The sequence below is a fragment of the Arthrobacter sp. C2 genome (assembly GCA_024207135.1).
GTDB lineage: Bacteria > Actinomycetota > Actinomycetes > Actinomycetales > Micrococcaceae > Paeniglutamicibacter.
In genome coordinates, this window is record CP042428.1 from 2565673 (window position 1) to 2586845 (window position 21173).

The window sequence follows — 21173 nt, forward strand, 5'->3', positions numbered from 1 at the left end:
CATGAGAAAACTGCAGACCTTCGACGCACCGGCACGCACCTTCATCCCGCAGCTGGTCACCGCATCCACCATCCACACCATGGATGAGGCCACCCCCGTCGCCACCGCGATGCTGCTGCACGACGGGCACCTGCTGGTCGTCGGCACCGCGGCCGAATGCCGCAAGGCCGCCACCGAACTGGGACTGCCGGAACCGCGCGTGCAGGACTTCGGGGACGCCACCGTGGTCCCGGGCTTCATCGATGCCCACGCCCACCCGTTGATGTACGGGCAGCTGAAGACCTGGGTCGACTGCGGGCCGGAGCAGGCCAAGAGCATCCCGGAGATCGTGGCGTTGCTCAAGGAACGCGCCGCACAGACCCCCAACGGGCTGCCGGTGCGCGGCTACGGCTACGAACAGACCAACCTGGTTGAGCAACGCCACCCCACCGCCGCGGAACTCGACGAGGTCGCTTCCGACCGCGAGGTCTACCTGATGAACGCCTCGGGCCACGGCGGGGTCGTGAACAACTACACCTTCAAGCTGCACGGGGTGGACAAGAGCACCGTGAACCCGGCCGGCGGCGAATTCTTCCGCGACGAGGCGGGCGAGCTCACCGGCGAGCTGTCGGACGCCGCCTGCAACATCCTCACCGGCGTCGAGGGCGTGAAGATCGGGCACCACGGTCCCAACTTCCACCTGGCCGACGCCCCCGAGGAACACCTGCGGCAGCTGCAGATCGCCCAGGAGGGATTCCTGGCGGGAGGGGTCACCACCGTGGGCGACGCCCAGGTCTCGCGCCGCGAATTCGACATGTACCTGCGCATGGCAAGCGCCAACCAGCTCAAGATCCGCGTGGGCATGTACCTGCTCTCGCACCTTTTGGACGAGGCGTCCGAGATGGGCATGCACGGGGCCTTCGGCAACGCGCAGCTGAGCTTCGCCGGCTTCAAGTTCTACGCCGACGGCACCCTGGGCGGCTGGACCGCCTACTTCCCCGACGGATACGTGGGCGACCCCTGCCGCACCGGCCAGCTCTACCACGAGCCCGCCGCCTACGCCGAGCTCATCGCCAAGGCCCACCGACTGGGCCTGCAGACCGCGACCCACGCCCAGTCCCCCACCGCGATGGAAATGGTCATCTCCGCGATCGAGGCGGCCCAGGCCGAACGCCCGGACACCGACGCGCGCCACCGGATCGAGCACTGCGGCCTCCCAACCGCGCAGCAGATCACCCGCATGGCGGCCGCCGGCATCCACCCGGTGAACCAGCCGCAGCACTACTACAACTGGGGCGAAGGCGTCACCGAGGCGATCGGCACCCCCGGCGAGCGCTTCAACCCGCTGGGCGAATTCATCGATGCCGGCGTGAAGGTGACCATTTCCTCCGACGCCCCGGTGGCCGAGCCGCTCCCGCTGGAGGCCATCCAGGCCGCCGCGACACGCGTGACCCGCCAGGGCCACAAGCTTGGCGGCGACGAGCTGCTCATCACCGCCAAGCAGGCCTTGGAGGCCCACACCATCAATGCGGCCTTTGCGATGGGCCGCGAGGACGACCTGGGCTCCCTGGTTGCCGGCAAGCGCGCCGACTTCGCCGTGTTGGCCGCCGACCCGCTGGCCGTTCAGGTCGGCGCGATCGCCGAAATCCGTGTGCTGGAAACCTGGGTGGGCGGCATCTGCCATTTCACCGCAGACCGCTCAACCTCCGTGGAAAAGGAACTCGAACATGTCTAACCCGGAAACCACCTCCACCATCGAGCTGCCCGAGGGCGTCGTGGCCAACAACGCCGGCCTGGACGTGATGACGGTGCTGCGCAACTACGGCATCGACACCGTCTTCGGGATCCCCGGAACCCACAACCTCGAGTTCTACCGCCATCTGGCCCCGCTGGGCATCCGCCCGGTGACCAACCGCCACGAGCAGGGCGCCGGCTACGGCGCAGACGGCTGGGCCCAGCAAACCGGCCTGCCCGGCGTTGTCATCACCACCTCGGGGCCCGGCCTGCTCAACGCACTCTCCGCGGCGGGCACGGCCTACTGCGAGTCCCGCCCGCTGGTCATCCTCTCCCCCGGTGTGCCGGTGGGCGAGGAATTCGCGGACATCGGTTCGCTGCACGAGACCAAGGACGCCACCGGCGCCGTGGGCGCCATCGTCGAGTGGTCCCGCCGCGTGGCCTCCGGCACCGAGGCGGTCCAGGCGATCCACGACGCCTTCGAACTGTTCCGCTACTCCCGTCCGCGCCCGATCCACATCGAGATCCCGCTGAACATCCTCGAGGGCCCCTCGGACGCGCCTTTGCAGCTGCTTGAAGCGGTGGCGAAACGTGCCCCGCAGCAGGCAGACGCTGCTGCGCTCGCAAAGGCGGCCGAGGCGCTGCGCACCGCCACCAACCCGGTCATCCTGGCCGGCGGCGGTTCGCTGCGTGCCGGCGCCGATGTGTTGGCGCTTGCCGAGAAGCTGGCCGCCCCGGTGGTGACCACGCTGAACGGCAAGGGCGCGATCCCCGAATCGCATCCGCTGTCCCTGGGCTCGGACATCCGCCTGGATGTTGCGCAGAAGTTCTGCGAGGACGCCGACGTGCTGCTGGTGCTCGGTTCCAAGGTGGGAGATGCCGAGCTTTGGTTCAATAGGTTGAACCCCTCGGGCACCGTGGTGCGCGTGGACATCCTGGACACCCAGCTGAACAAGAACCTCGCCGCGGACATCGGCCTGGTGGGAGACTCCGCGGCCATCGTGCCGCAGCTGCTCGAAGCCCTGTCCGAACACCAGGCACCGGCGGCTCCGCGGCTGGAAGCCCTGCGCTCAACGATGCGCGCCGATGCCAGGGCCCTGTCCCCCGCATTCGCCGCACTGGCAGAACAGGTTGCCTCCGCGGTCCCGGCCAACACCATCATCGGCGGGGACTCCTCCCAGGCCACCTACCTGGGCACGGCAAGCTTCATCCCGCAGGATGCGCCGCACTCGCTGCTCTACACCCCCGCCTACGCGACGCTCGGTTACGGCCTGCCCGCATCCATCGGGGCGCGCATCGGCGCACCGGAGCGCCCGGTGGTCTGCGTGATCGGCGACGGCGCCCTGATGTTCGCCGTCCAGGAACTGGTCACGGCCGTGGAACAGCGCCTGGATCTCGTGGTGGTCTGCGCGGACAACGGCGGCTACGGCGAGATCAAGCAGAACGAGCTGGACCGCGGCATCACGCCCGTCGGTGTGGACCTGGTGCAGCCCGATTGGGCGGCGCTTGCCACCGCGTTCGGCGGCACCGGCACCAGGATCGCCGACGCCGCAGAGCTGGCCCCGGCCATCCGCACGGCGCTGGCCAACGGCGGTGTGCAGCTCATCCACGTGCCGATGGCGCTGTTCAGCTAAACGACACCAACCGAAGTGCGGTTGCGGAAAGGATCCTTCCTTCCCGCAGCCCCACCGTCATATGCGCCGCCATTCCCTTTTCCCCAAACCAGGAGCCACCCCTTGCCAGCCACGCCCCGCGTCCTGATCACCGACGCATCCGACCTGGACCACACCATTGCCCTGGACCTGCTGGCGAAAGCCGGAGTCGAGGCCTCGTACCTGGATTCCCGCGACCGCGAACAGATCCTGGCCGCGGCGAAAAATTGCACCGGACTCATCCTGGGTTACGCCATCCTGGATGCCGCGATGATTGCCGAGCTGCCGGAGTTGAAGGTCGTCGCCACCATGTCTGCCGGCTTCGACATGGTCGATGTCCGGGCCGCGGCAGACGCCGGAATCACGGTGTGCACGGTGCCCTCCGCCGCCACCCGGGACGTGGCAACCCACGCCTTCGCCGGAATGCTCGCGCTGATCCGGCAACTGCCGCGTTCGCAGGCGCTCACGTTCTCCGGCGACTGGACCGGCACCGGGCTCCCGGTTCCGCCGCGACCAAGCAACCTGACCCTGGGGCTTGTCGGCTTCGGGCGGATCGCCCAACATCTGGCCATGATTGCTACCCCGGTCTTCAAGGAAGTCATCGCCTACGACCCCTTCACCCCGGTGGAGTTCTGGCCCGCCTCGGTGCGCCGGGTCGGGCTGGACGAGGTGCTGGCCGGAGCCAATGTGCTGAGCCTGCACACTCCGCTGACCCCGGAAACCGAAAACCTGATCGATGCCGCGGCCATCGAATCGATGCAGCCCGGCTCTTACCTGGTGAATGTGTCCCGTGGCGGGCTGATCGACGAGACCGCGCTGCTCGCTGCCTTGGATTCGGGGCAACTGTCCGGGGCCATGCTGGATGTGCTGGCCGAGGAGCCCGCGCCGGCGGACCATCCGCTGGTGAACCACCCCTCCGCGATCGTCACCCCGCACACCGCCTACCGGTCCGACGCATCGCTGCGCGAGTATATCGCCCTGCCGGCACTCAACGTCATTGCAGTCCTCCAGGGCGCCGAACCGGAAACGCCGCTGCTGGTCCCCTCCCCCGCACGCTAGGCAGACTCACACCCGGATGGCCTTGCGCTGTGGATCGGCTGACGCAAGGCTGGAAGGGATACAACACCGACTGCGGCAGGGAAGAACCATGTTGAAACTCGAAGACCTGAACCTGGAGGAAATCGCCTGGGCCATGCAGAACGACCGCTCCATGGGCCACGAGTACTACCTCAACCTGGAATCCGGGGAAGTCGTCGTGCCGGGGCTCGACGAAGACCTCAGCGAGGATCAAATCGAGGAGGGCAACTACGCCTATGTCGATCCCCTAGAATCCTATGAGTCCTACCGGCACATGGAGGACTTCACCGTGGGCCTTCCCGAGGGCGGGGCACGGGTGAAACTGGAGCAGGCGCTCATCCGCAGCAAGCCGTTCCGGCATTTCAGGGACGTGCTGGAAGACTTCCCGGCCGAACGCGAGGCCTGGTACACATTCAAGAACGACGCGATGAACAAGGTCGTGGTCGAATGGCTGGTCGGTATCAAGGCCATTGAGGATCCCGACCCTCACGGCATCTCCAGGACGGACACGGAATAAGGCCTACCCCAGGAGCGGGAACCCCGGTCCCGGCACGAGGGACTCCACCGCCGCTGCGACGCGGAAGACCATGGCCTCGTCAAAGGGGTGTCCCACGACCTGCACTCCGGTAGGCACCGAGTCGGTGGACAGCCCGCTGGGAATCGACATGACCGGGCAGCGGTTGGCGACATTGAACGGGCTGGTCAGGTGCGCCTCCCAATAGTGGCCCAAGTGCCCTTCGGAGGTCTCGATCCCGTCCAGGTAGTCCCCGTCAGCGGCCAGCGAGGCCACCGCCGAGGTCGGGCACAATAGAGCATCCAGCCCCGCCATCGCCGCGGCGAGCTCGGCCTGGAGCGCATGGTCCATGGCCAGGGATTCCACCAGTGTGTGCCGGCTTGCGGCGGCGGCTGCGTCCTTGATGAACCGGGCCGTGTAGGCCGCCAGCTCGGACTCGGTGCCTGCGGTCTCCGCGGCCATGGCCGGGCCCAGGATGTGCCCGAAGTGGGCGAAGGTTGTTTCGGTGATCCGCGCCGTGGTCCAAGGCAAGTCAACCGGCACGACCACGGCTCCCGCGGCTTCCAGTGCCCGGGCCACCTTGAGGGTGTTTTCGACGATCTCCGGGGCCACAGGGTAGTTGCCCAGCGTGAGCGACAGCCCGATGCGCAGCCCTGTCACGTCCCGGCCGCCAAGCGGGTTGCTGCCGTTTTCACCCCAGGAGCCGTGATCCGAGCGGTGGCGTCCTGACATGACGCCGGCCAGCAGCGCGGTGTCTGCAACGGTGCGTCCCATCGGCCCGTCGCCGCGGTACCAGTCTGCGGCCAGCGCCCCGGCCCCCGGGATCCGGCCATAGGGTGCCTTGTAGCCCACGGTTCCGGTGAACCCGGCCGGGATGCGGGTGGACCCGGCAATGTCCGAGGCGGTGGCCAGCGTGGTGAACCCCGCGGCCAGGGCGGCCCCGGAACCGCCGGAGGATCCGCCGGGCGAGGCCTGGGTGTTCCACGGGTTCCGGGTGATGCCCCACATGGGTGAATGCGTGGTGGTCGCACAGCTGAATTCGGGGCTCGTGGTGCGGGCGTGGATGATGCCGCCCGCGGTCTTCAGCCGTTCCACCACGGGGTGGTCCACCGGGGCAACGCGTCCGCGGTGGGCCGCCAGTCCCTGCTCGAGCTTCAGCCCGGCGATCCCGTGCTTTTCCTTGGTGGCCACGCTCAGCCCGAGCAACGCCGGGACCTCGCCACCCTCACGCGCCAGGCGCGCATACTCATCCGCCGCGACATGTGCCTGCGCGCGGGCGGAGTCGAAGAGCGTCTCGGTGAAGGCGTTGATACCGGTCTCCCGGTCCCCGTTGCGCGACTCGATCCGCTGGATCTGGGCCTCGAGGACTTCCACGGGCGAAATTTCCAGGGACCGGAACAAGGCCAGCGCATCGGTTGCTGGCAGCAGCGCCAGCGAGTCCACGACGGTGGCTGCGCCCGGCCTCACGCGGCACCCGCCTTCGAGAGCTCGGACTCGGCCCGGTCGCTGGGGGCCAGCGCCCCGCTGACCATCTCCCGGGCCACCGCTTCGAGTGCCTTCACCCCGGCCACCATGTCGGCATCGGTGGTGAACTCGCGTTCGCAGTGGCTGACCCCGTCCACCGAGGGAATGAACATCATCACGGTGGGGACGATGCGGTTCATGGCCACCGAGTCGTGCCCGGCCATGGTGCGGATCCGGCGCACCGAGAGCCCCAGGTTCGCGGCGACCTTCTCGGTCAGTTCCAGCCCGGCCTCGGGGTAGTGCTGGATCCCGCGGACGTCGAAGTCGTTGACGTTGATGCGGATGTCGTGGTCCTTGGCAATCTGCGCAATGTCGGCCAGCAAGGAAGCCCGGGCCTCGGCGACGATGTCCGGGCTTGCCGAGCGCAGGTCGGCGACCAGGTGCACGCGGCGGGCCACCACGATCGGGGAGTTCGGCTCCAGGGTCAGCTGCCCGACCGATGACACCAGGGCCTCCTCGGAGAACTTCTGCGTGACGTCGTGGACCAGCAGCACGACCTTGGAGGCCGCCACCAACGCGTCGTGTCGATCCGCCATGGCGGTTGCACCGGTGTGCGACTGTTCGCCGAGCACCTCGATGTCCAGCTTCTGGGTGTGCCAGGAATAGTCGACGGCGCCCAGGGTGATGCCCTCGCGCTCCAGGATCCGGCCCTGCTCGATGTGGATCTCCGCGTAGCCGGCAAGTTCCGGGCGTTCGTCGCTGCCCAGGTAGCCGATGGCTTCCAGCGCCTGCGCGACGGTGGTGCCGGCCAGGTCCTTGACCGCCAGCATCTTGTCCTGGTCCATGAGCCCGGCGAAGACCGAGGAACCCATGATGGAGGGGGCGAAGCGCCCGCCTTCCTCGTTGAACCAGTTGACCACGGCCAGGTTGAACACCGGGGTCGTGCCGGTGGCGGCCAGGGATCCTGCCACGCGTTCGGCGGCGTGCAGGCCCGCCAGCACCCCGTAGGCCCCGTCGAAGCGCCCGCCCAGCGGCTGGGAATCCAGGTGGGATCCGAGCAGGATGTACGGGGCGCCGGGGACAAGCTCGATCAGCGCGAACATGTTCCCGATCCCGTCGACGCGCACCTCCCAGTTCCGTTCCCCGGCAAAGGCGGCAAACCAGTCCCGGGTGGCTTTGTCCGCCGCGGTGGCGGCCTGGCGCTCGACGCCGTTGTTCTCGGTGGCACCGATTCCGGCGACGTGGTGGAAATCGGTGAGGAATGTTGCATCTCTCATGGGGTGGGTGCTCCTTGCGGTGGGTCTGTGGTTCGCGTGGGGTGTCGAGAAGTGCGTCAGCCGACGCGGTGGTGGGTCTCCGGGACCTTGGTCAGCGTCAGCAGCAGGAACACGATGACGGCGGCGGCAGCCATGTAGTAGCCCGGCGCCGCGTTCAGCCCGGTCTGGGAGACCAGGAAGGTTCCGACGAAGGGTGCCGATCCACCGAAGATTGCGTAACCGACGTTGTAGCTGATGGCGGCGGAGGTGAAGCGCGTGCGGGTGGTGAAGATTTCCACGAAGAAGGTGTAGCAGCCGCCTCCGTAGATGCACATCGGGACCACGAAGAGCAGCTGTCCGGCGATGGCCAGCGGCAGCGAGCCGGAGGTGACCAGCATGAAGCACGGGATGGACAGCAGGGCCAGCGCCGCGGAGCCGGCGATCAGCATCGGCTTGCGGCCCACCTTGTCACCGATGATTCCGCCGATGGGCAGCAGGATCGCATAGAGCAGCATGGCCGTGGCGTTGGCCAGCAGCGATTGGTCGCGGCTCAGGTTTCCGGTGACCTGGACGTAGGACACGAAATAGCCGGAGAGGAAGTAGAAGCCCATGGCGGTCAGGCCCATGACGAAGATGACCTGCAGCATGCGGACCTTGTTTTCCGCGAAGGCCTCGCGCAACGGGCTGTATTCCTTGGTCGATTCCTTGGCCAGCACGGCCTTGAACGCCTCGGATTCCTCGGTCTTGGAGCGGATCCACAGGCCGAAGAAGGCCATGGGCAGGGCCAGCAGGAAGGGGATGCGCCAGCCCCAGGACATGAATGATTCGGAGGACATGGAGCTGGAGAGCACCAGGATCAGCGTGCCGCCGAAGACCGAGGGAAGGGCGGTGGCGGCCAGGGTGATGTTCAGCCAGAAGCCGCGCCGATTGATCGGGGCGTGTTCGAAGACGAAGGCCGGGGCCCCGACGGATTCGCCACCGGCGGAGAAACCCTGCACCATGCGGCAGAGCACCAGCAACACCGGGGCTGCGGCGCCGATGGCCGCGTGGGTGGGCAGCAGGCCGATCGTCGCGGTGGCCGCGCCGATGGAAAGCAGCGTGATGAACAGGACCTTGCGGCGCCCGATCTTGTCCCCCAGGGCCCCGAAGAACAGCCCGCCCAAAGGGCGGACCAGGAAGGCCACGCCGAAGGTCGCGAAGGTGGCCAGGAGCCCGGCCAGGGCACTGGTGCCAGGGAAGAAGAGTTGGGAGAGGACAACTGCGGACAGCCCGTAGAGCGTGAAGTCGTAGAACTCGATGAACTGCCCGATGCTGCCGCCGGCGAGCACTCGCTTCTGCATCCCGCTGGCGGCCTTGCGGTCCTGTTTCGTTCCTGTCTGCGGTAACTGGGATTTAATCTCGGTCTTCATCGATGCTCCTGAATGTGCGGTCCGTTCGACCCGTTGGCTCAAACGGCGGCTTTTGATGTTTACCCTGGAACCATTGTGGTGACCGCAGTCACACGGGTCTAACGGATTATTTCGGTTGAACCCATCGAGTGAATCGATTGGAACTCGGTCAGGCGGAGGTCGATTGATCGGAGGCAGACCCGTAGAGTCCGATGCAGACCTGCTCGAATGCCAGCGACTTGCGTGTCGGCTTGGCGCCAATGGGTCGCACCAGCGACATCTCGATCGGCGGGAGGTCCTCGATAATATCCAGCGGCACCACCGAACCGCCGGCATAGGTCAGGTCACTGCTCAGCCGCTGGTTCAACAGCGAATACCCGTGGCCGCGGGCCACATAGGAGCGCACCGTCTCGTAGCCGGAGACGACGTGCCGGATGGAGGGATGGACCCCGAGCCGGCTGAACATGTCCAGATAGTATTCCCTGGTGTGTTTTGCATCCAGCAAGATCAGCGGTTCGTCGGCGAAGTCCCGCAGGCTGACCGGCGTATTCGGTGTGGCAGCCCGCGGGTGGTCGGCCGGGACCAAGACGTGCGGTGGAATCCGTTCCAGGACCCGCCGGTCAAACTCGGCCCCGATTCCCTGGTCGTACATGAGTGCCAGCTCGCAGACCCCGTCGAGCAGCGCCTGGCGCAGCGACTCCTGGTCCCCCTCGTGGAAGCTGACCTTCACGTGGGGATGCGCCGCCTCGAACGCCTGCAGGATCACCGGGGCCTTGAACGGCGCCAATGGCGAGTACATGCCCACCACCAGCTCCCCGGCGAGCGCCTCGCCTTCGTCCAGGACCGCTTGATAGAGCAGGTCGGCCTCCTCCAGGAAGGCCTGGGACCCCAGCAGCAGGCGCTTGCCCGACGGGGTCAGCCGCAGCCCTTTGCTGGAGAGTCGCGTGAACAAGGAAGCCCCGAATTCCTCTTCGAGCCTTGCGATGGCCGAGGAAAGTGTTGACTGGGTGACGTTCAATTCGGCCGCCGCTGCTGTCATGTTCTCCAGCCGGGCCACCGCTCCGAAGTAGCGCAGCTGCACCAGCGTGAAGGATTTGCTCATGACTGCATTATGGTCCTGCAGGGCGCCCTGCCGCCGGCAAGCTACCGGGAGGCGGGCAATATTACACAGGAACCACACAAACCGGCGGCAGCCGATGCGGCCTCGGGACACTGTTAGTCAATAGACGTTAGAATCAGGTCGATGTGCCACTTCCCGATTCACGCGTGCCAATGACCAACCAGTTGATCCGTGCCCGACGCAAACCACGCTTCGGCCTTCCGTGGCTGGCCATGCTGTTGGGAATCGGCACCATCGTTTTCGCCGGAACCGGCATCCATGCCGTCACCGCGCGGCCAGCGGCACCCGTGGAAATCATCGTCGACGGCGAACATCCCTGGAACATCTCCCAGGCCACCGTCGACGCGGTGGTCACCGAGCCGATCCTCGCGTGGCGACCGCTGACGATCCGGGTCACCAATCGCCTGCTGAGCTACGACGAGCTCCAGGGAAAAACGGATCCGGGCGCCGACGTCATCCTGAGCACCGCCATCATCGACGACTACCGGGGCTTCGGGCCGGACGCAGGCTTCACGGGTGCCGGCATCTACCCCGAGCTGGCCGATCGCCAGGAGCATTCGACCAGCCGCTTCGCAATCCACAAGGCCTACATGGGCAACCTGGGGCTGGGCCACGGCCCAATGGCGGTCGTCGCCACCGCTCAGCGGGCCGCGGAGGTCCTCGACGACGGTCCCATCCGCACCCCCGTGTTCTGGGTGGCGGGCACGGCGTTCGGGCTCCTGCTCACCATCTTGGGCCTCGGTTTTTCCCTGTCCCGGCGCATGCGCCGGGAATCGCGCTATCGCCGGCTCACCGTCGCCCAGCACCAGCTGGCCCGCGTGGTGCTCGACCTCGAGGCACTGGAAGTCACTTACCAGGCCACGGAGAAGGCCATACGCCCGGCGGGGTTCAACGCCGCCTGGAACAAGATACGCACGTCTTCCCTGGACTTGGCGCGCACCGAGGCTGCCGTGGTCGAGGCGGTCTATGCGTCCCGGGACGCATTGAAGCCACACACCGCCACGCTCCTGGCGGAATTCGAGGCGGGCGGCCGCAGCCTCACGGCTTCCGCGGACGCCTTAATGGGTGCGGGGTCGGTGCTTGGACGGTCCATCAACAGCCGACGAACCCTCGACCGGCTGGCCGCGCCGCTGGCCTTTGCCACGCGTGAATTGCTCGCACGCTTGCACGCCGCTCCCCCGGGCGCCGTGGCCCCAAAGCGTATCCGCCGTCTTGAAAGCGCGCTTGCCGCGCTGCTCACCGCCGGCGCCAAGGAGCAGGATTCCGCAGCGGCCGTGCGGGCCTGGGAGAAGGCCGAACATGCGCTGGAGCGCAGCGCAACGATCGTCAACAGGTGGCTGCGCCGCAAACGTGAAGGCCGGGTCCGAGGCACCTCCGCTGTTCGCGATGACCTGTCAACATTGCGTGCGGGCATGGGGCTCTCTCCCCGTGGTTCGCTGCGGGCGCTGCATGTCTTGGACGGCGCCAACGCCGCGGCCAAGGCACTGTTCGGCCCGTTGCCGGAAGCCATGGGATACCAGGAGCCCGCTGCCCCGCCCCGCCGCTGGAAATTGTCGCTGCCGCGCATTCGCCACCGGGGAGCGTGGATCGGCATCGGTGCTGTGGTCATGGTGGCGTCGCTCATCGCCGGCGGCGTGGCCAACGACAAGCTGACGATGCGACCCTCGTGGACGCTTGAGGGTACCCAGCCCCTGCGCTCCCTGGCCATTGACGGACAGTCCGCGGTGATCACCGAAGCAGGAATCCGCAAATACCTGGAGGACAAGTTCACCGAGCAGGTTGATGTCACCCTCGCCGTGCGCGATGCTGAGGAATACCTGCAGGTACGCCCCGAGCCGGACACGGACGACGAAGCCACCAGGCAGAAGATCGATCCGACAGTGCTGGTCGATGCCTTGTGGAAAATCAAGGGCGAACTCCCGGCCCTGGTCAATCCCGCCACCGGCGAGCTTTTCCCTGACCAAACCATCATCCCCGTGTGGACCTTCCCCGACGGGACAGTGACCATACCGGTCCTGATCACCGGCGCGGTGGGCCTGGGCGGCAACAGCAGGCTGGTCGACACCTCATGGAAGTACGGCAGCTACTACGTCTCGACCTACCCCGAGCTCAAGGTCGCCAACAGCATCGAGGAACTCGCGCGCGGCTTGCAGGGCAACGGGTTCACGAAACAACCGCTCAACGAATCGCTGCTCTACTGGCTGCTGACGCTGACCTTTGCCCTCGCGCTGACCACCCTCACCCAGGTCATCGCCTACGGCGGCACCGTCTCGATGCGGCTGGGCCGTTTTGGGCGCAACGCCAAGACTCTGCGCAGGCTGCGCCGCCGGTTGGACGACCTTGCGCTCGGCTTGGATGACTCGCGGCTCAACACCGTTGCGGTGCTTGGCGCCGGCCCGGCGGCCACCAGCGCGGAAGCCGACCAGCGGATCTTTGAACGCGCCCTGGCCGTGGCCTGGCGGATGGCGGACGACCTCGCTGCCCGTCCGCTGTCCCAGCGCCTCGGCACCGAATACCTGCTGCAGATCGACAAGTTGCAGGATCTGGTGGACAAGCTGGGCATACGCGACGCGGAAGCCCAACGCCGCTCCCATGAATTGCTGGATGCAGCGAGATAGACAAGAGCTGGTGAACGCCCTCGGCAACGCGGATGGAGCGACACCGTCCGCACACCGACACTTACCACTACTCGGCAATAGACAAGAAACGGCCGAGAAAATCCGGCAACAGGCCCCCACTCCAGCACCCTTGATCCGCTTACCAGCACCAGTAATCGCCGGCCAAGCGTCGTTTAGAAGCAAAGCGGGTAAGGCTCCTGTCAAGTATGTTTTCGACCAAGAAAACTTTTGAGCGGGAGAACCTTATGCCGTTCGATCATTCATAGTCGAACCGTTCTGGTGCCAATTCGAGGTGTTGATCCCGCCGGTGGAGGAGCACCACCCCCTGGACTGCCACCAGCTGTGGAGCGGCGATCGCGTGGTCTGCGGCAAGATCGTCCAGGTCCTCGACCCCGAGGACGCCTCCGGGAAGATCGGCGACACCGGTTGCTCGGCCACATTCGATCCGGCGGCGGCGCGATGAATGGACCGGCTCTGTGTCCTTCCCCGCCCGGGAACGGATCCGTTTGGGGTCTTTCGACCTGATCATTGGCCTGGAACCGGGCATCTCACCGTGGACGGGTGCACCGTAATGCCTCCTGCGGCGGGAAAATGGCCGGACAATCCATGGTGGACCGTGTCAAACTCGGCACCAAGTGTTCCGTGCTGACCGACGGCAGGGGCATCCCGCTGGACTGGGTGACCACTCCGGCCAACCGGAACGACTCCGCGCTGATGTGCCCCATCCCGGGGAAACTCTCACCCATCGGGTTCCACCTGTCCCACTGATCACCGCGCACCTGAACGCCGGTACGATAGCTCCAAGCTCAGGACCCTGCTCACCGGGCTCGGGTCCGACTGGGTGATCGGCACCAAAGGCGAACCGCTTCAGGCCGGCACCCGATTGGTGGTCGAGCGGATCAACGCCAGGAACACCTCCGGTTCCACGAGGCTGTTGGTCTGCACCGCACACCGGCGCCGGGTCTTTGACACGATGATCACCCTGACCAGCGGCCTCGTCATGCTGCGGAACCTGATCCGCGCGCCGAGGCACACCCGGCGCCGAGACCCCGGTCCAAACGCAAGCTCTAACGGCCAAAGCCTGCGGGCGGTTTTCCAAGACGCGGATCGCAAAGGAATACTGAGCCCTAATAGCCGATAGCTGGTCTCGATTATGGTTTGATCGTTGTGCTGAAACGGCGAGCCAACAAATCCAAAACGCGTTCGAGCGCGGGGTTGTCAAAGCCTCTTTTCCAGACGGCTAGGAGCTCTACTGGCGTGTGGATATCGCCTTTGAACTCAAGATAATCGACACCCTGGTATCCCATGACTTTGCTCGACTCCGGAACCAACGCAATGCCATGTCCGCCGGAAACCAAGGCAATTATCGTCAAGATCTGGCTAGCTGTATGAGCCACGTTGTCACTGCTCGTCGGCACTGCCCTAACCGAAAGGTCGTAGAAGTATCTGGCCTTGATAGGAGAATGCATGACCATGGGCTCTGCAGCGACATCTTGTGGAGAAATGGGCCGACCAAGCGAACATAAATGGTGGCCTACGGGCACCGCAACCACAAGGTCTTCGCGTCCCACTGTCATGGTGTCGAACATCCTTGTATCCGCTGGCGGACGACCCAAGCCTATGTCGATCAGACCCAGCTCAAGGGAGCTGTGTTGTTCGGTCGTCACCATTTCCCGCAAGTCGATGGAAATTCCATCGAGTTCCGCTGAGATCTCCGCGAGCAGCTTGCCCAAGAGACCAAAACTGGACCCTGCCGTGAAACCGATGCGGATCAGCCCACTGGAACCATCGGAAATGCGACGTGCTAGCTCGGGGGCGCTCTGCGCATGGGCCAACAAACTGCGGGCTTCCGTCAGAAAGGCCTTCCCCGCAGGTGTAAGTGCCACATGCCGATTATCCCGCTTGAAAAGCTGCACCTTGATGCTCTTCTCCAACTTTTGGATCTGCCGACTCAACGGAGGTTGCGTCATATTAAGGCGTTCAGCTGCTCGGCCGAAGTGAAGCTCTTCGGCTACAGCCACAAAAGCACGCAATTGATCCAATGAGAACATAGTGCGAAACACTACCATCGGGCCGAATCACCATGCCCGGGAATTTCCAACAGCCTGCGGCTTTCGTTGCCACGCAGACCTGCTCGCGGATGGACAAATCGGAACTGCCGCCTACTTGCTGTCGCTGGCCACTGCCAAATACCCCAACCGAGAAAGGCCGAACCCGACAAGTGCTGCCGAAGGTCAATATTCCAAGGACGCCGAGGCCGAAATCAGCTTTCGTGTTGGACAAGTCACAATCTAGATGTTTAGCTGTCTCCGTCACTTTGGCACCGCTCCGCTTCTCGCAGCGCTTGCCACATTCCTTTCCGAACCCCGCCGGCCCGCTGCCTCGTTTGGCACGGAGTCATCGGCGTGCCGGGCCGTCCAATTTTGAACCGGAGAATCATCATGAAGGCAATAATCTCTTCTCGCCTAGCTGACCTTGGCCTCGAACTTCCCGTCGCAACAGCTCCCAAGTATGCCTACGAGGCGACCACCCAATGGGACAAGCTACTGTTCGTCTCCGGGCAGATTCCTCGACGCAACGGCACCATTGAGTACACCGGCAGCATGTCTACCGAAAGACCACTTGAAGACGGAATTCACGCCGCAGAAATTTGCGCACTCAATCTTCTGGCACAAGTTGAAGCAAATGTCGGCCTCGAGCGGATCGACCAGCTACTAAAGATCAACGGATATGTCTCCAGCGAAACCAACTATTTCGACCAGCCCCAGGTGATCGATGGAGCTTCAAAACTGTTGCTCAACGTTCTCGGCGATGCGGGCCGTCACTCACGCACCGCTCTCGGAGTGCGTATGCTCCCCGCGAATTCACTCGTCGAGATCGAAGCGGTCTTTGGGCTCAAGGCATGATTTTCCGGACAGAAAGGGAGATGTTCATTGACCTTTGCAGCCGTTCGATCGCCGGTGGCTTCCCAAGCAAGTTCAAGCCAAGTCACTAATTTGTGGCCAACGTCTCCTCCGTTTCACAAATATGATACCTTTTGGGTTTCGCTGCATACCAAATGGGTCCTAGACAGGTATCGCTATGTCGCGAATACTATTTTCAATGCGAACGGCATATTACGGCCAACGAAGCTCAGACACTCAGCCACGATGGCCACGGAAATGCACCAAACATGCTTGAGAGGGCGCCATGAAACAACCAACCGTCATTGAAGATCTGGAAGTGACCCCAGTAGCGAAACCCGGGTCGCCATCTGTCGCTCCACACCACAAACCGAGGCGGTTATCCGCTTCAAGCATCCTGCTTAGCCCAGCGGCCAAAGCTGTAACGGGGCTGGCACTGATGCTGGCAATTTGGGAAAGCATCGTACGCATATTTGATATGCCTCGCTATCTCCTCGTGGGCCCGCTTGAGGCGTTTGCCGAACTGGCCGAACGACCCATGTTCTATCTGGAACACAGTTGGATCACCATCCAGGAAGCCCTGGCAGGATTCGCGTTAGGTGCAGCACTCGGAATAATTTGCGGTGCGATCCTTTTCTACATTCCTTTTATCCGGCATTTTCTCTACCCGACTCTCATTGCCATCGACACCATCCCGAAAGTCGCCCTCGCGCCGCTGTTCATCGTATGGTTCGGCTTCGGCTTCGAGTCGAAGGCATTCGTCTCGATGGCGATTGCCTTCTTCCCGCTGGTTATCAATACCTTTGACGGACTTTCCTCCGTTCCTTCGGAGCTAAGGGAACTCGCAAAGATCAACAAGGCCAGCCGATTTATGCAAATGACAAAGATTGAATTCATCTACGCCCTACCGAACCTGTTTACCGGGATGAAAATTTCCATTTCCATGGCCGTCGGTGGCGCCGTCGTCGGGGAATTCATCGCAGGGTCTTCCGGTCTGGGCCATGTGGTTCTGCTGGCCAATAGCCAAGTAAACCTGGCCTCAATGTTCGCTGCTTTCATGGTTCTCGCGAGCATTTCGCTGCTTCTATTCCTGTTCATCGATCGCCTCGGCAAGAAACTTCTACCCTGGCGAGACGCAGGCAAATAGACCGTTCGAGCTCGCAAGTCCATAAAACACTCGTAAACACCGCACCACCACGGGAAAGGCCCATCATCATGAAAATCAGCCAGCATCTCAAGAAAAACGTCGGCAAAGGAATCGTCACAGCCGCAGCACTAGGTTTGACTCTCGGAATGGCTGGGTGCAGCTCGGGCGCAAGCGGCGCAGACGGGTTGCAGAAGGTGACCATGATGACGGATGTTGCATTCCTTCCAAAGCACGCTCCATTCTTCTCCGCAGCCAAGCAAGGTTTCTTCAAGGAAGAAGGGCTCGAACTCGAGATCTTGCCCGGATCCGGTTCCAACAACACCGTCGTTGCGGTGAACACCGGCAAGATTGATTTCGGTTGGGCCGATTTCGGTGTGACTGTCCTAAACCAAGGTAAGGGTGCCGAGGTCAAACAAATCAACCTCGTCCAGGCTAAGGATGCGTACGCGACTGTGGCCCTTGCCGAGAGTGGCATCAAGACCTGGGACGATTTGAAGGGCAAGACCGTTGCCACCGAGGGTGCCGGCGCCATGACATCGATGTGGCCCCTGGCTTTGGAGAAGCTTGGTTTTGCCGAGTCCGACATCGAAGTGGTTCACGCCGCAGGTGAGGCAAAGATTCCTGGACTTTTGGCTGGACAATGGGACGCGAACCTAGCCCTGTTTGTTTCTGACGGGCCAGTTCTCGTCGGACTGGAAAAAGAACCAGTCGTCCTGAAATGGGCAGATCTGGGCTTCGAACTCTACGGGAACGGCATCGTTGCCAGCGACCGCATGATCGCCAAGGACCCGGAACTTATCAAGAAATTCAATCGTGCCATGTCCAAGGGCTTCATGTGGGCCTGTCAGAACCAGGACCAAGCAGCTGTAGACATCATGGAAGAGGTCACTGGCCTCAAGGAAAGCGCCGTCAAGAACGCGCTTGATGGCCAATGCAGCCTGCTTTGGAACGATGAAAGCGAAAAGACCGGCTTCGGCACCATGAGCGATGCAGGGGTCAAGAACGCGATCGACACTGCCGCCACTTACCTCGGCCTGGAGAACCCGGACGAGCTCACGCCACAAGACGTTTACAGCAACGAATTCCTTGAGCCGATCAAGAAGGACGCCAAGATCGAGCTCCCTGCCAAGCAGTCGTAGCCGTGCCGTTCATCCGACAAGAAACCCCCACCAGTCCCAACGATGCTCGAGAGGAATCATGATGAGCAGCAGTGCAGTCATTGAAGTCAAAGATGTGGGCATGACTTACAAAACTCGAGACGGCCGTTCGCATACGGCGCTCGAAGGATGCAACTTCGATGTTGCGCCCGGAGAATTTGTCTCGGTCGTCGGTCAATCCGGCAGCGGCAAGTCCACGCTCCTGCGAATTATCTCAGGCCTGATCAACAATACTTCCGGCGAGGTCCTGCTCAAGGGCAAGAACGTGGCCCATTCACTGCGGGAATTGGCCATGGTGTTCCAGGCTCCGGTCCTTCTTCCCTGGCGGAACAACTTGGATAACGTGTTGCTTCCCATGGAATTCCGCAAGGCAGTCACTCCGCAGGTTCGAGCGTATGCCAAAGAACTCCTGGAGATTGCCGGTCTGGGCGACCAGGCAACAAAGTACTCCTATGAGCTAAGTGGAGGAATGCAACAGCGTGTTGCCATTTGTCGAGCGCTGGTTTCCCGTCCCGACATCCTCCTGATGGATGAGCCGTTTGGCGCTCTCGACGCGATGACTCGTGACACCATGAACTTTGAATTGCAGCGCATTTGGCACGAAACCAGGCAGAGCGTCCTCTTTGTCACGCACAGTATTCCCGAAGCAATCTGGCTTGCCGACCGCGTCATCGTGGTTGGAGACCGCCCCGGGCGCATCGTGGCTGACATCAAAATTGATATTCCGCGATTGCGCACCCGCGAGCACAGGTTCTCAGAAGACTTCACTGCATATGAGCGCCAAATTGAGGCACTCATTGGCACGCCCGGAGCGATCAGCTAACTCCTTCACAGCCACACCCTCAGGGCATTTTCGAGCAGCAGAAACGAAAGGCACAAGAATGCGACTCATCAGCAAAGTTGAAACGATCCGGGAAACTTATGGGCTTGATCCGGTGGCTCAGCTTCTTTTCACCAACATCCGACTTGACTCCCGAAAAATGGTGACACCACTCCTCGCCGAGACCAAGTCAGGCCGCTTCCTCATGGCTCGCCAGCAGGAAATGGGCAACTTGCTCTCCGCTGGAATTCAGCATGCGGACCTCAAGTTCTACGAGCCCTGGGTAACCATTGACGAAAGCATCACGGCCGGGGTTCCCGTCCTCCCGAAATTCGCCGATGCGGTCGAAGACCTGGCCCAGGGCACGTCGGTAGAGTTCGACGAAGGCATCCCCTTGGTCCACTACCGTGCACTGCAGGGTCGGGTCGCGGTGACGTTCCCCGACGCTCCTGTGCAGCAGGTACGTGCCTACGCCGTCGGCACCGCAGACGTGTTGGCCAAGTTCGAGTTGATTCGGGAATCCGGCGTCTCGACGGCCCGGACGCTCATCAACGGCATCGGTCACTTGGATGGTCTCGAAGCCGATTTGGTTTCGGGCGTCGACACCCGATTCACGGGTCTCGAGACGCTGGCCTCCAACCTGGATGTCGATGGATTCCTGCTTGCCTCGCCCCCGAACTTCTCGGAAGCCACCGGGTACCGGGCCGACGAAGAAAGCGTGGCGCTTTGGAGCCGCGGTTCCGACGCCGTCATCATCATTGCCCCCGCGGGCAAGACGGATGTACCGGGGAAGCCAATCGGTCTCTTTGACTCGGCCGCCCACGCGCTGGCCGGACTATTGGAAGGGCCAACCCGCCGTATCGGCGTTGAGGAGCAGTGGATCAGCGCCCGTTTGGGCCTGGACATCGCCCAGGCTGGGTTGGAGACGGAGAACGCCTCGATCGCCCTCGGACACTGGCGCGATATCCGTGACCACGAGGATCTTCCGTTCCAGGTGATAGCCGCGCGTGCCAGTGTCACCTGCATCGAGAATGCACTTGATTTCGCGCAGGCTCAGATTAGCTCCGGAAACGCGCTGACCGAGAACGATGTATACCGGACGTATCTCGAAGCCATCCAGGAGTTCCGTGCCAAGAACGGGATTCCGTTCTGCATCGAACCATATTTCACCAATCTCCATTCGTCGTCCCGCATGCTGTTCCCCGGTCCCCCGACCGATTACCCGCTCGATGAAGAGACCCGGTGCATCCAGTTGGATGCGGGTGTCAAGGTAACTGTCGATGGCATTGTCGTGGCGACCTCTGACATGGCCCGTTCGCTCCTCCTGACACCCGAAGGCAAGGAAGGCTACGACCTACTCACCCGGATCATGCGCGAGGACATCGTTGGGCAGCTCCGGCCAGGGGTGGTGTGCTCCGATGTCCATGAGCACACCATGACGGCCCTGACGGCCAACCGGACCCGGCTTGAGGAGCTCGGGCTCCTCGCCCCGGATCTTGATTTCGTCAAGGAATACAAGAAGCGCAATGTCGGCCATCTCATGGGCAAGCAAGAGTCCTTCGCAAATGAGCTCCGCCCCGGCTACGATCATGTCCTTCACGTAGGTTCCCTGGGCGCTGCGGAGATTCCGTGGCGTTTCAACGGGTACGCGATCGGGACCGAGGACATGTGGTACCTCGGCGAGGAGAAGACCTACCTGTTGACACTTCTGTAGGGCAAGGCCCAGCAGCCTCATCACTGAGGTCAAACCCTGCGCCCGCTCCGTGACTTCGATCCGCCGCGATTCCCCCGACGATGGCAGGTTCGAGGCCACGGAGCCTTCGGGTTTCCGCTACCGGAAAGGGGCCGTGTCCGAATTTGAAGATGGTTGTCCTCCATTTGGGTAGCCGTTCCCAGACTGGCGCGTCTCTTCACGCCGTCTCGATCGCTGACAGTGGCTCCTCCAACTCAACGTCGGTTGGCTCGCCCCGCCCGGATTCGCCCCCAAAGTCAGGCCTTCTTGCCTCTGTTCGGCCCGCTCTCCATCGCCGGCAGTGGCCCATTCCCGTCTAAACCCTGAAGCAACCCTGAAGTTCTCCCGCTATTGTCCCGGGACCCCGGACCAAGGCACCGCTACGGTGCAGCGTCGGGCAGTGGACAGCTTGGAACCAGCATCATCCAGGCGTTCCCTGCCCGTCCATGAAGTATGTCGCGCCCAGTCCACAACGGATTTTTCCGGGGAATCCAACGAGATTTGAACAATACCTTTCGAGCATCAATCAATACAAATATAGGCTTGGACATGCATCATTCTCGTCCATAGGCTGGTGACAACGAACATCCCCCAATGCCGCAACCCCAATCG

General features: G+C 63.2%; 18 protein-coding genes. 12 read left to right on the plus strand and 6 right to left on the minus strand.

The features are described 5' to 3' along the window. Nucleotide 1: 1 nt before the first annotated feature. From FPY90_RS12000 to FPY90_RS12015, 4 genes are all read left to right on the plus strand, one after another. Entirely contained in the window at nucleotides 2–1714 is a 1713-nt protein-coding gene (locus FPY90_RS12000; RefSeq protein WP_498681191.1) for an amidohydrolase, read from the plus strand. Then, nucleotides 1707–3347: a thiamine pyrophosphate-binding protein gene (locus tag FPY90_RS12005; RefSeq protein ID WP_498681194.1), complete on the plus strand. Its 1641-nt coding sequence runs from the start codon at nucleotides 1707–1709 to the stop codon at nucleotides 3345–3347. Before FPY90_RS12000 ends, FPY90_RS12005 begins: the two co-directional genes overlap by 8 nt. A 102-nt stretch (nucleotides 3348–3449) precedes the next feature. Further along, nucleotides 3450–4424, plus strand: coding sequence for a C-terminal binding protein (locus FPY90_RS12010; RefSeq protein ID WP_498681196.1), 975 nt, complete (start codon nucleotides 3450–3452; stop codon nucleotides 4422–4424). Nucleotides 4425–4512: 88 nt separating this feature from the next. Then, a complete protein-coding gene (locus FPY90_RS12015; protein WP_498681199.1) occupies nucleotides 4513–4959 on the plus strand; it encodes a UPF0158 family protein in 447 nt (148 codons plus the stop codon). A 3-nt stretch (nucleotides 4960–4962) separates the two neighbouring features. On the opposite strand, the gene FPY90_RS12020 is transcribed toward FPY90_RS12015, so the two are convergent. From FPY90_RS12020 to FPY90_RS12035, 4 genes are all read right to left on the minus strand, one after another. Then, nucleotides 4963–6423, minus strand: coding sequence for an amidase (locus tag FPY90_RS12020; RefSeq protein ID WP_071214343.1), 1461 nt, complete (start codon nucleotides 6421–6423; stop codon nucleotides 4963–4965). Further along, nucleotides 6420–7697, minus strand: a complete 1278-nt coding sequence (locus FPY90_RS12025) for a M20 family metallo-hydrolase (protein ID WP_498681201.1) — start codon at nucleotides 7695–7697, stop codon at nucleotides 6420–6422. The genes FPY90_RS12020 and FPY90_RS12025 overlap by 4 nt, the downstream gene beginning before the upstream one ends. A gap of 56 nt (nucleotides 7698–7753) precedes the next feature. Beyond that, nucleotides 7754–9085, minus strand: coding sequence for an MFS transporter (locus tag FPY90_RS12030; RefSeq protein WP_498681202.1), 1332 nt, complete (start codon nucleotides 9083–9085; stop codon nucleotides 7754–7756). 148 nt (nucleotides 9086–9233) lie between these two features. Continuing rightward, nucleotides 9234–10166, minus strand: a complete 933-nt coding sequence (locus FPY90_RS12035) for a LysR family transcriptional regulator (RefSeq protein ID WP_498681204.1) — start codon at nucleotides 10164–10166, stop codon at nucleotides 9234–9236. A 164-nt stretch (nucleotides 10167–10330) separates the two neighbouring features. On the opposite strand from FPY90_RS12035, the gene FPY90_RS12040 reads away from it, so the two are divergent. From FPY90_RS12040 to FPY90_RS12050, 3 genes are all read left to right on the plus strand, one after another. Then, a complete protein-coding gene (locus tag FPY90_RS12040) occupies nucleotides 10331–12802 on the plus strand; it encodes a hypothetical protein (protein ID WP_498681207.1) in 2472 nt (823 codons plus the stop codon). A 307-nt stretch (nucleotides 12803–13109) separates the two neighbouring features. Beyond that, on the plus strand, nucleotides 13110–13265 hold the full coding sequence (locus tag FPY90_RS12045; RefSeq protein ID WP_498681208.1) for a hypothetical protein: 156 nt from the start codon (nucleotides 13110–13112) through the stop codon (nucleotides 13263–13265). 143 nt (nucleotides 13266–13408) lie between these two features. After that, a complete protein-coding gene (locus FPY90_RS12050; protein WP_498681209.1) occupies nucleotides 13409–13570 on the plus strand; it encodes a hypothetical protein in 162 nt (53 codons plus the stop codon). A gap of 99 nt (nucleotides 13571–13669) precedes the next feature. On the opposite strand, the gene FPY90_RS12055 is transcribed toward FPY90_RS12050, so the two are convergent. Then, complete coding sequence (locus FPY90_RS12055; protein ID WP_498681210.1) at nucleotides 13670–13804, minus strand: hypothetical protein; 135 nt, start codon at nucleotides 13802–13804, stop codon at nucleotides 13670–13672. 149 nt (nucleotides 13805–13953) lie between these two features. Next, nucleotides 13954–14853 (minus strand): LysR family transcriptional regulator, encoded by a 900-nt coding sequence (locus FPY90_RS12060; protein ID WP_498681212.1) that lies wholly within the window; start codon nucleotides 14851–14853, stop codon nucleotides 13954–13956. A gap of 390 nt (nucleotides 14854–15243) precedes the next feature. On the opposite strand from FPY90_RS12060, the gene FPY90_RS12065 reads away from it, so the two are divergent. The 5 genes from FPY90_RS12065 to FPY90_RS12085 all read left to right on the plus strand — a co-directional run bounded on the left by FPY90_RS12065 (nucleotide 15244) and on the right by FPY90_RS12085 (nucleotide 20543). Beyond that, nucleotides 15244–15708, plus strand: a complete 465-nt coding sequence (locus FPY90_RS12065) for a RidA family protein (RefSeq protein ID WP_071214349.1) — start codon at nucleotides 15244–15246, stop codon at nucleotides 15706–15708. Nucleotides 15709–15991: 283 nt separating this feature from the next. After that, complete coding sequence (locus FPY90_RS12070) at nucleotides 15992–16852, plus strand: ABC transporter permease (RefSeq protein ID WP_083411132.1); 861 nt, start codon at nucleotides 15992–15994, stop codon at nucleotides 16850–16852. A gap of 68 nt (nucleotides 16853–16920) precedes the next feature. After that, nucleotides 16921–17991 carry an ABC transporter substrate-binding protein gene (locus FPY90_RS12075; RefSeq protein ID WP_498681214.1) on the plus strand — a complete coding sequence of 357 codons (1071 nt, stop codon included), beginning with the start codon at nucleotides 16921–16923 and terminating at the stop codon, nucleotides 17989–17991. Between the two features lie 61 nt (nucleotides 17992–18052). Then, the gene (locus FPY90_RS12080) at nucleotides 18053–18832 is read left to right on the plus strand and encodes an ABC transporter ATP-binding protein (RefSeq protein ID WP_071214532.1); all 780 of its coding nucleotides are present in this window, start codon (nucleotides 18053–18055) and stop codon (nucleotides 18830–18832) included. Between the two features lie 58 nt (nucleotides 18833–18890). After that, nucleotides 18891–20543, plus strand: coding sequence for a M24 family metallopeptidase (locus FPY90_RS12085; protein WP_498681216.1), 1653 nt, complete (start codon nucleotides 18891–18893; stop codon nucleotides 20541–20543). The last annotated feature ends 630 nt before the right edge of the window (nucleotides 20544–21173 follow it).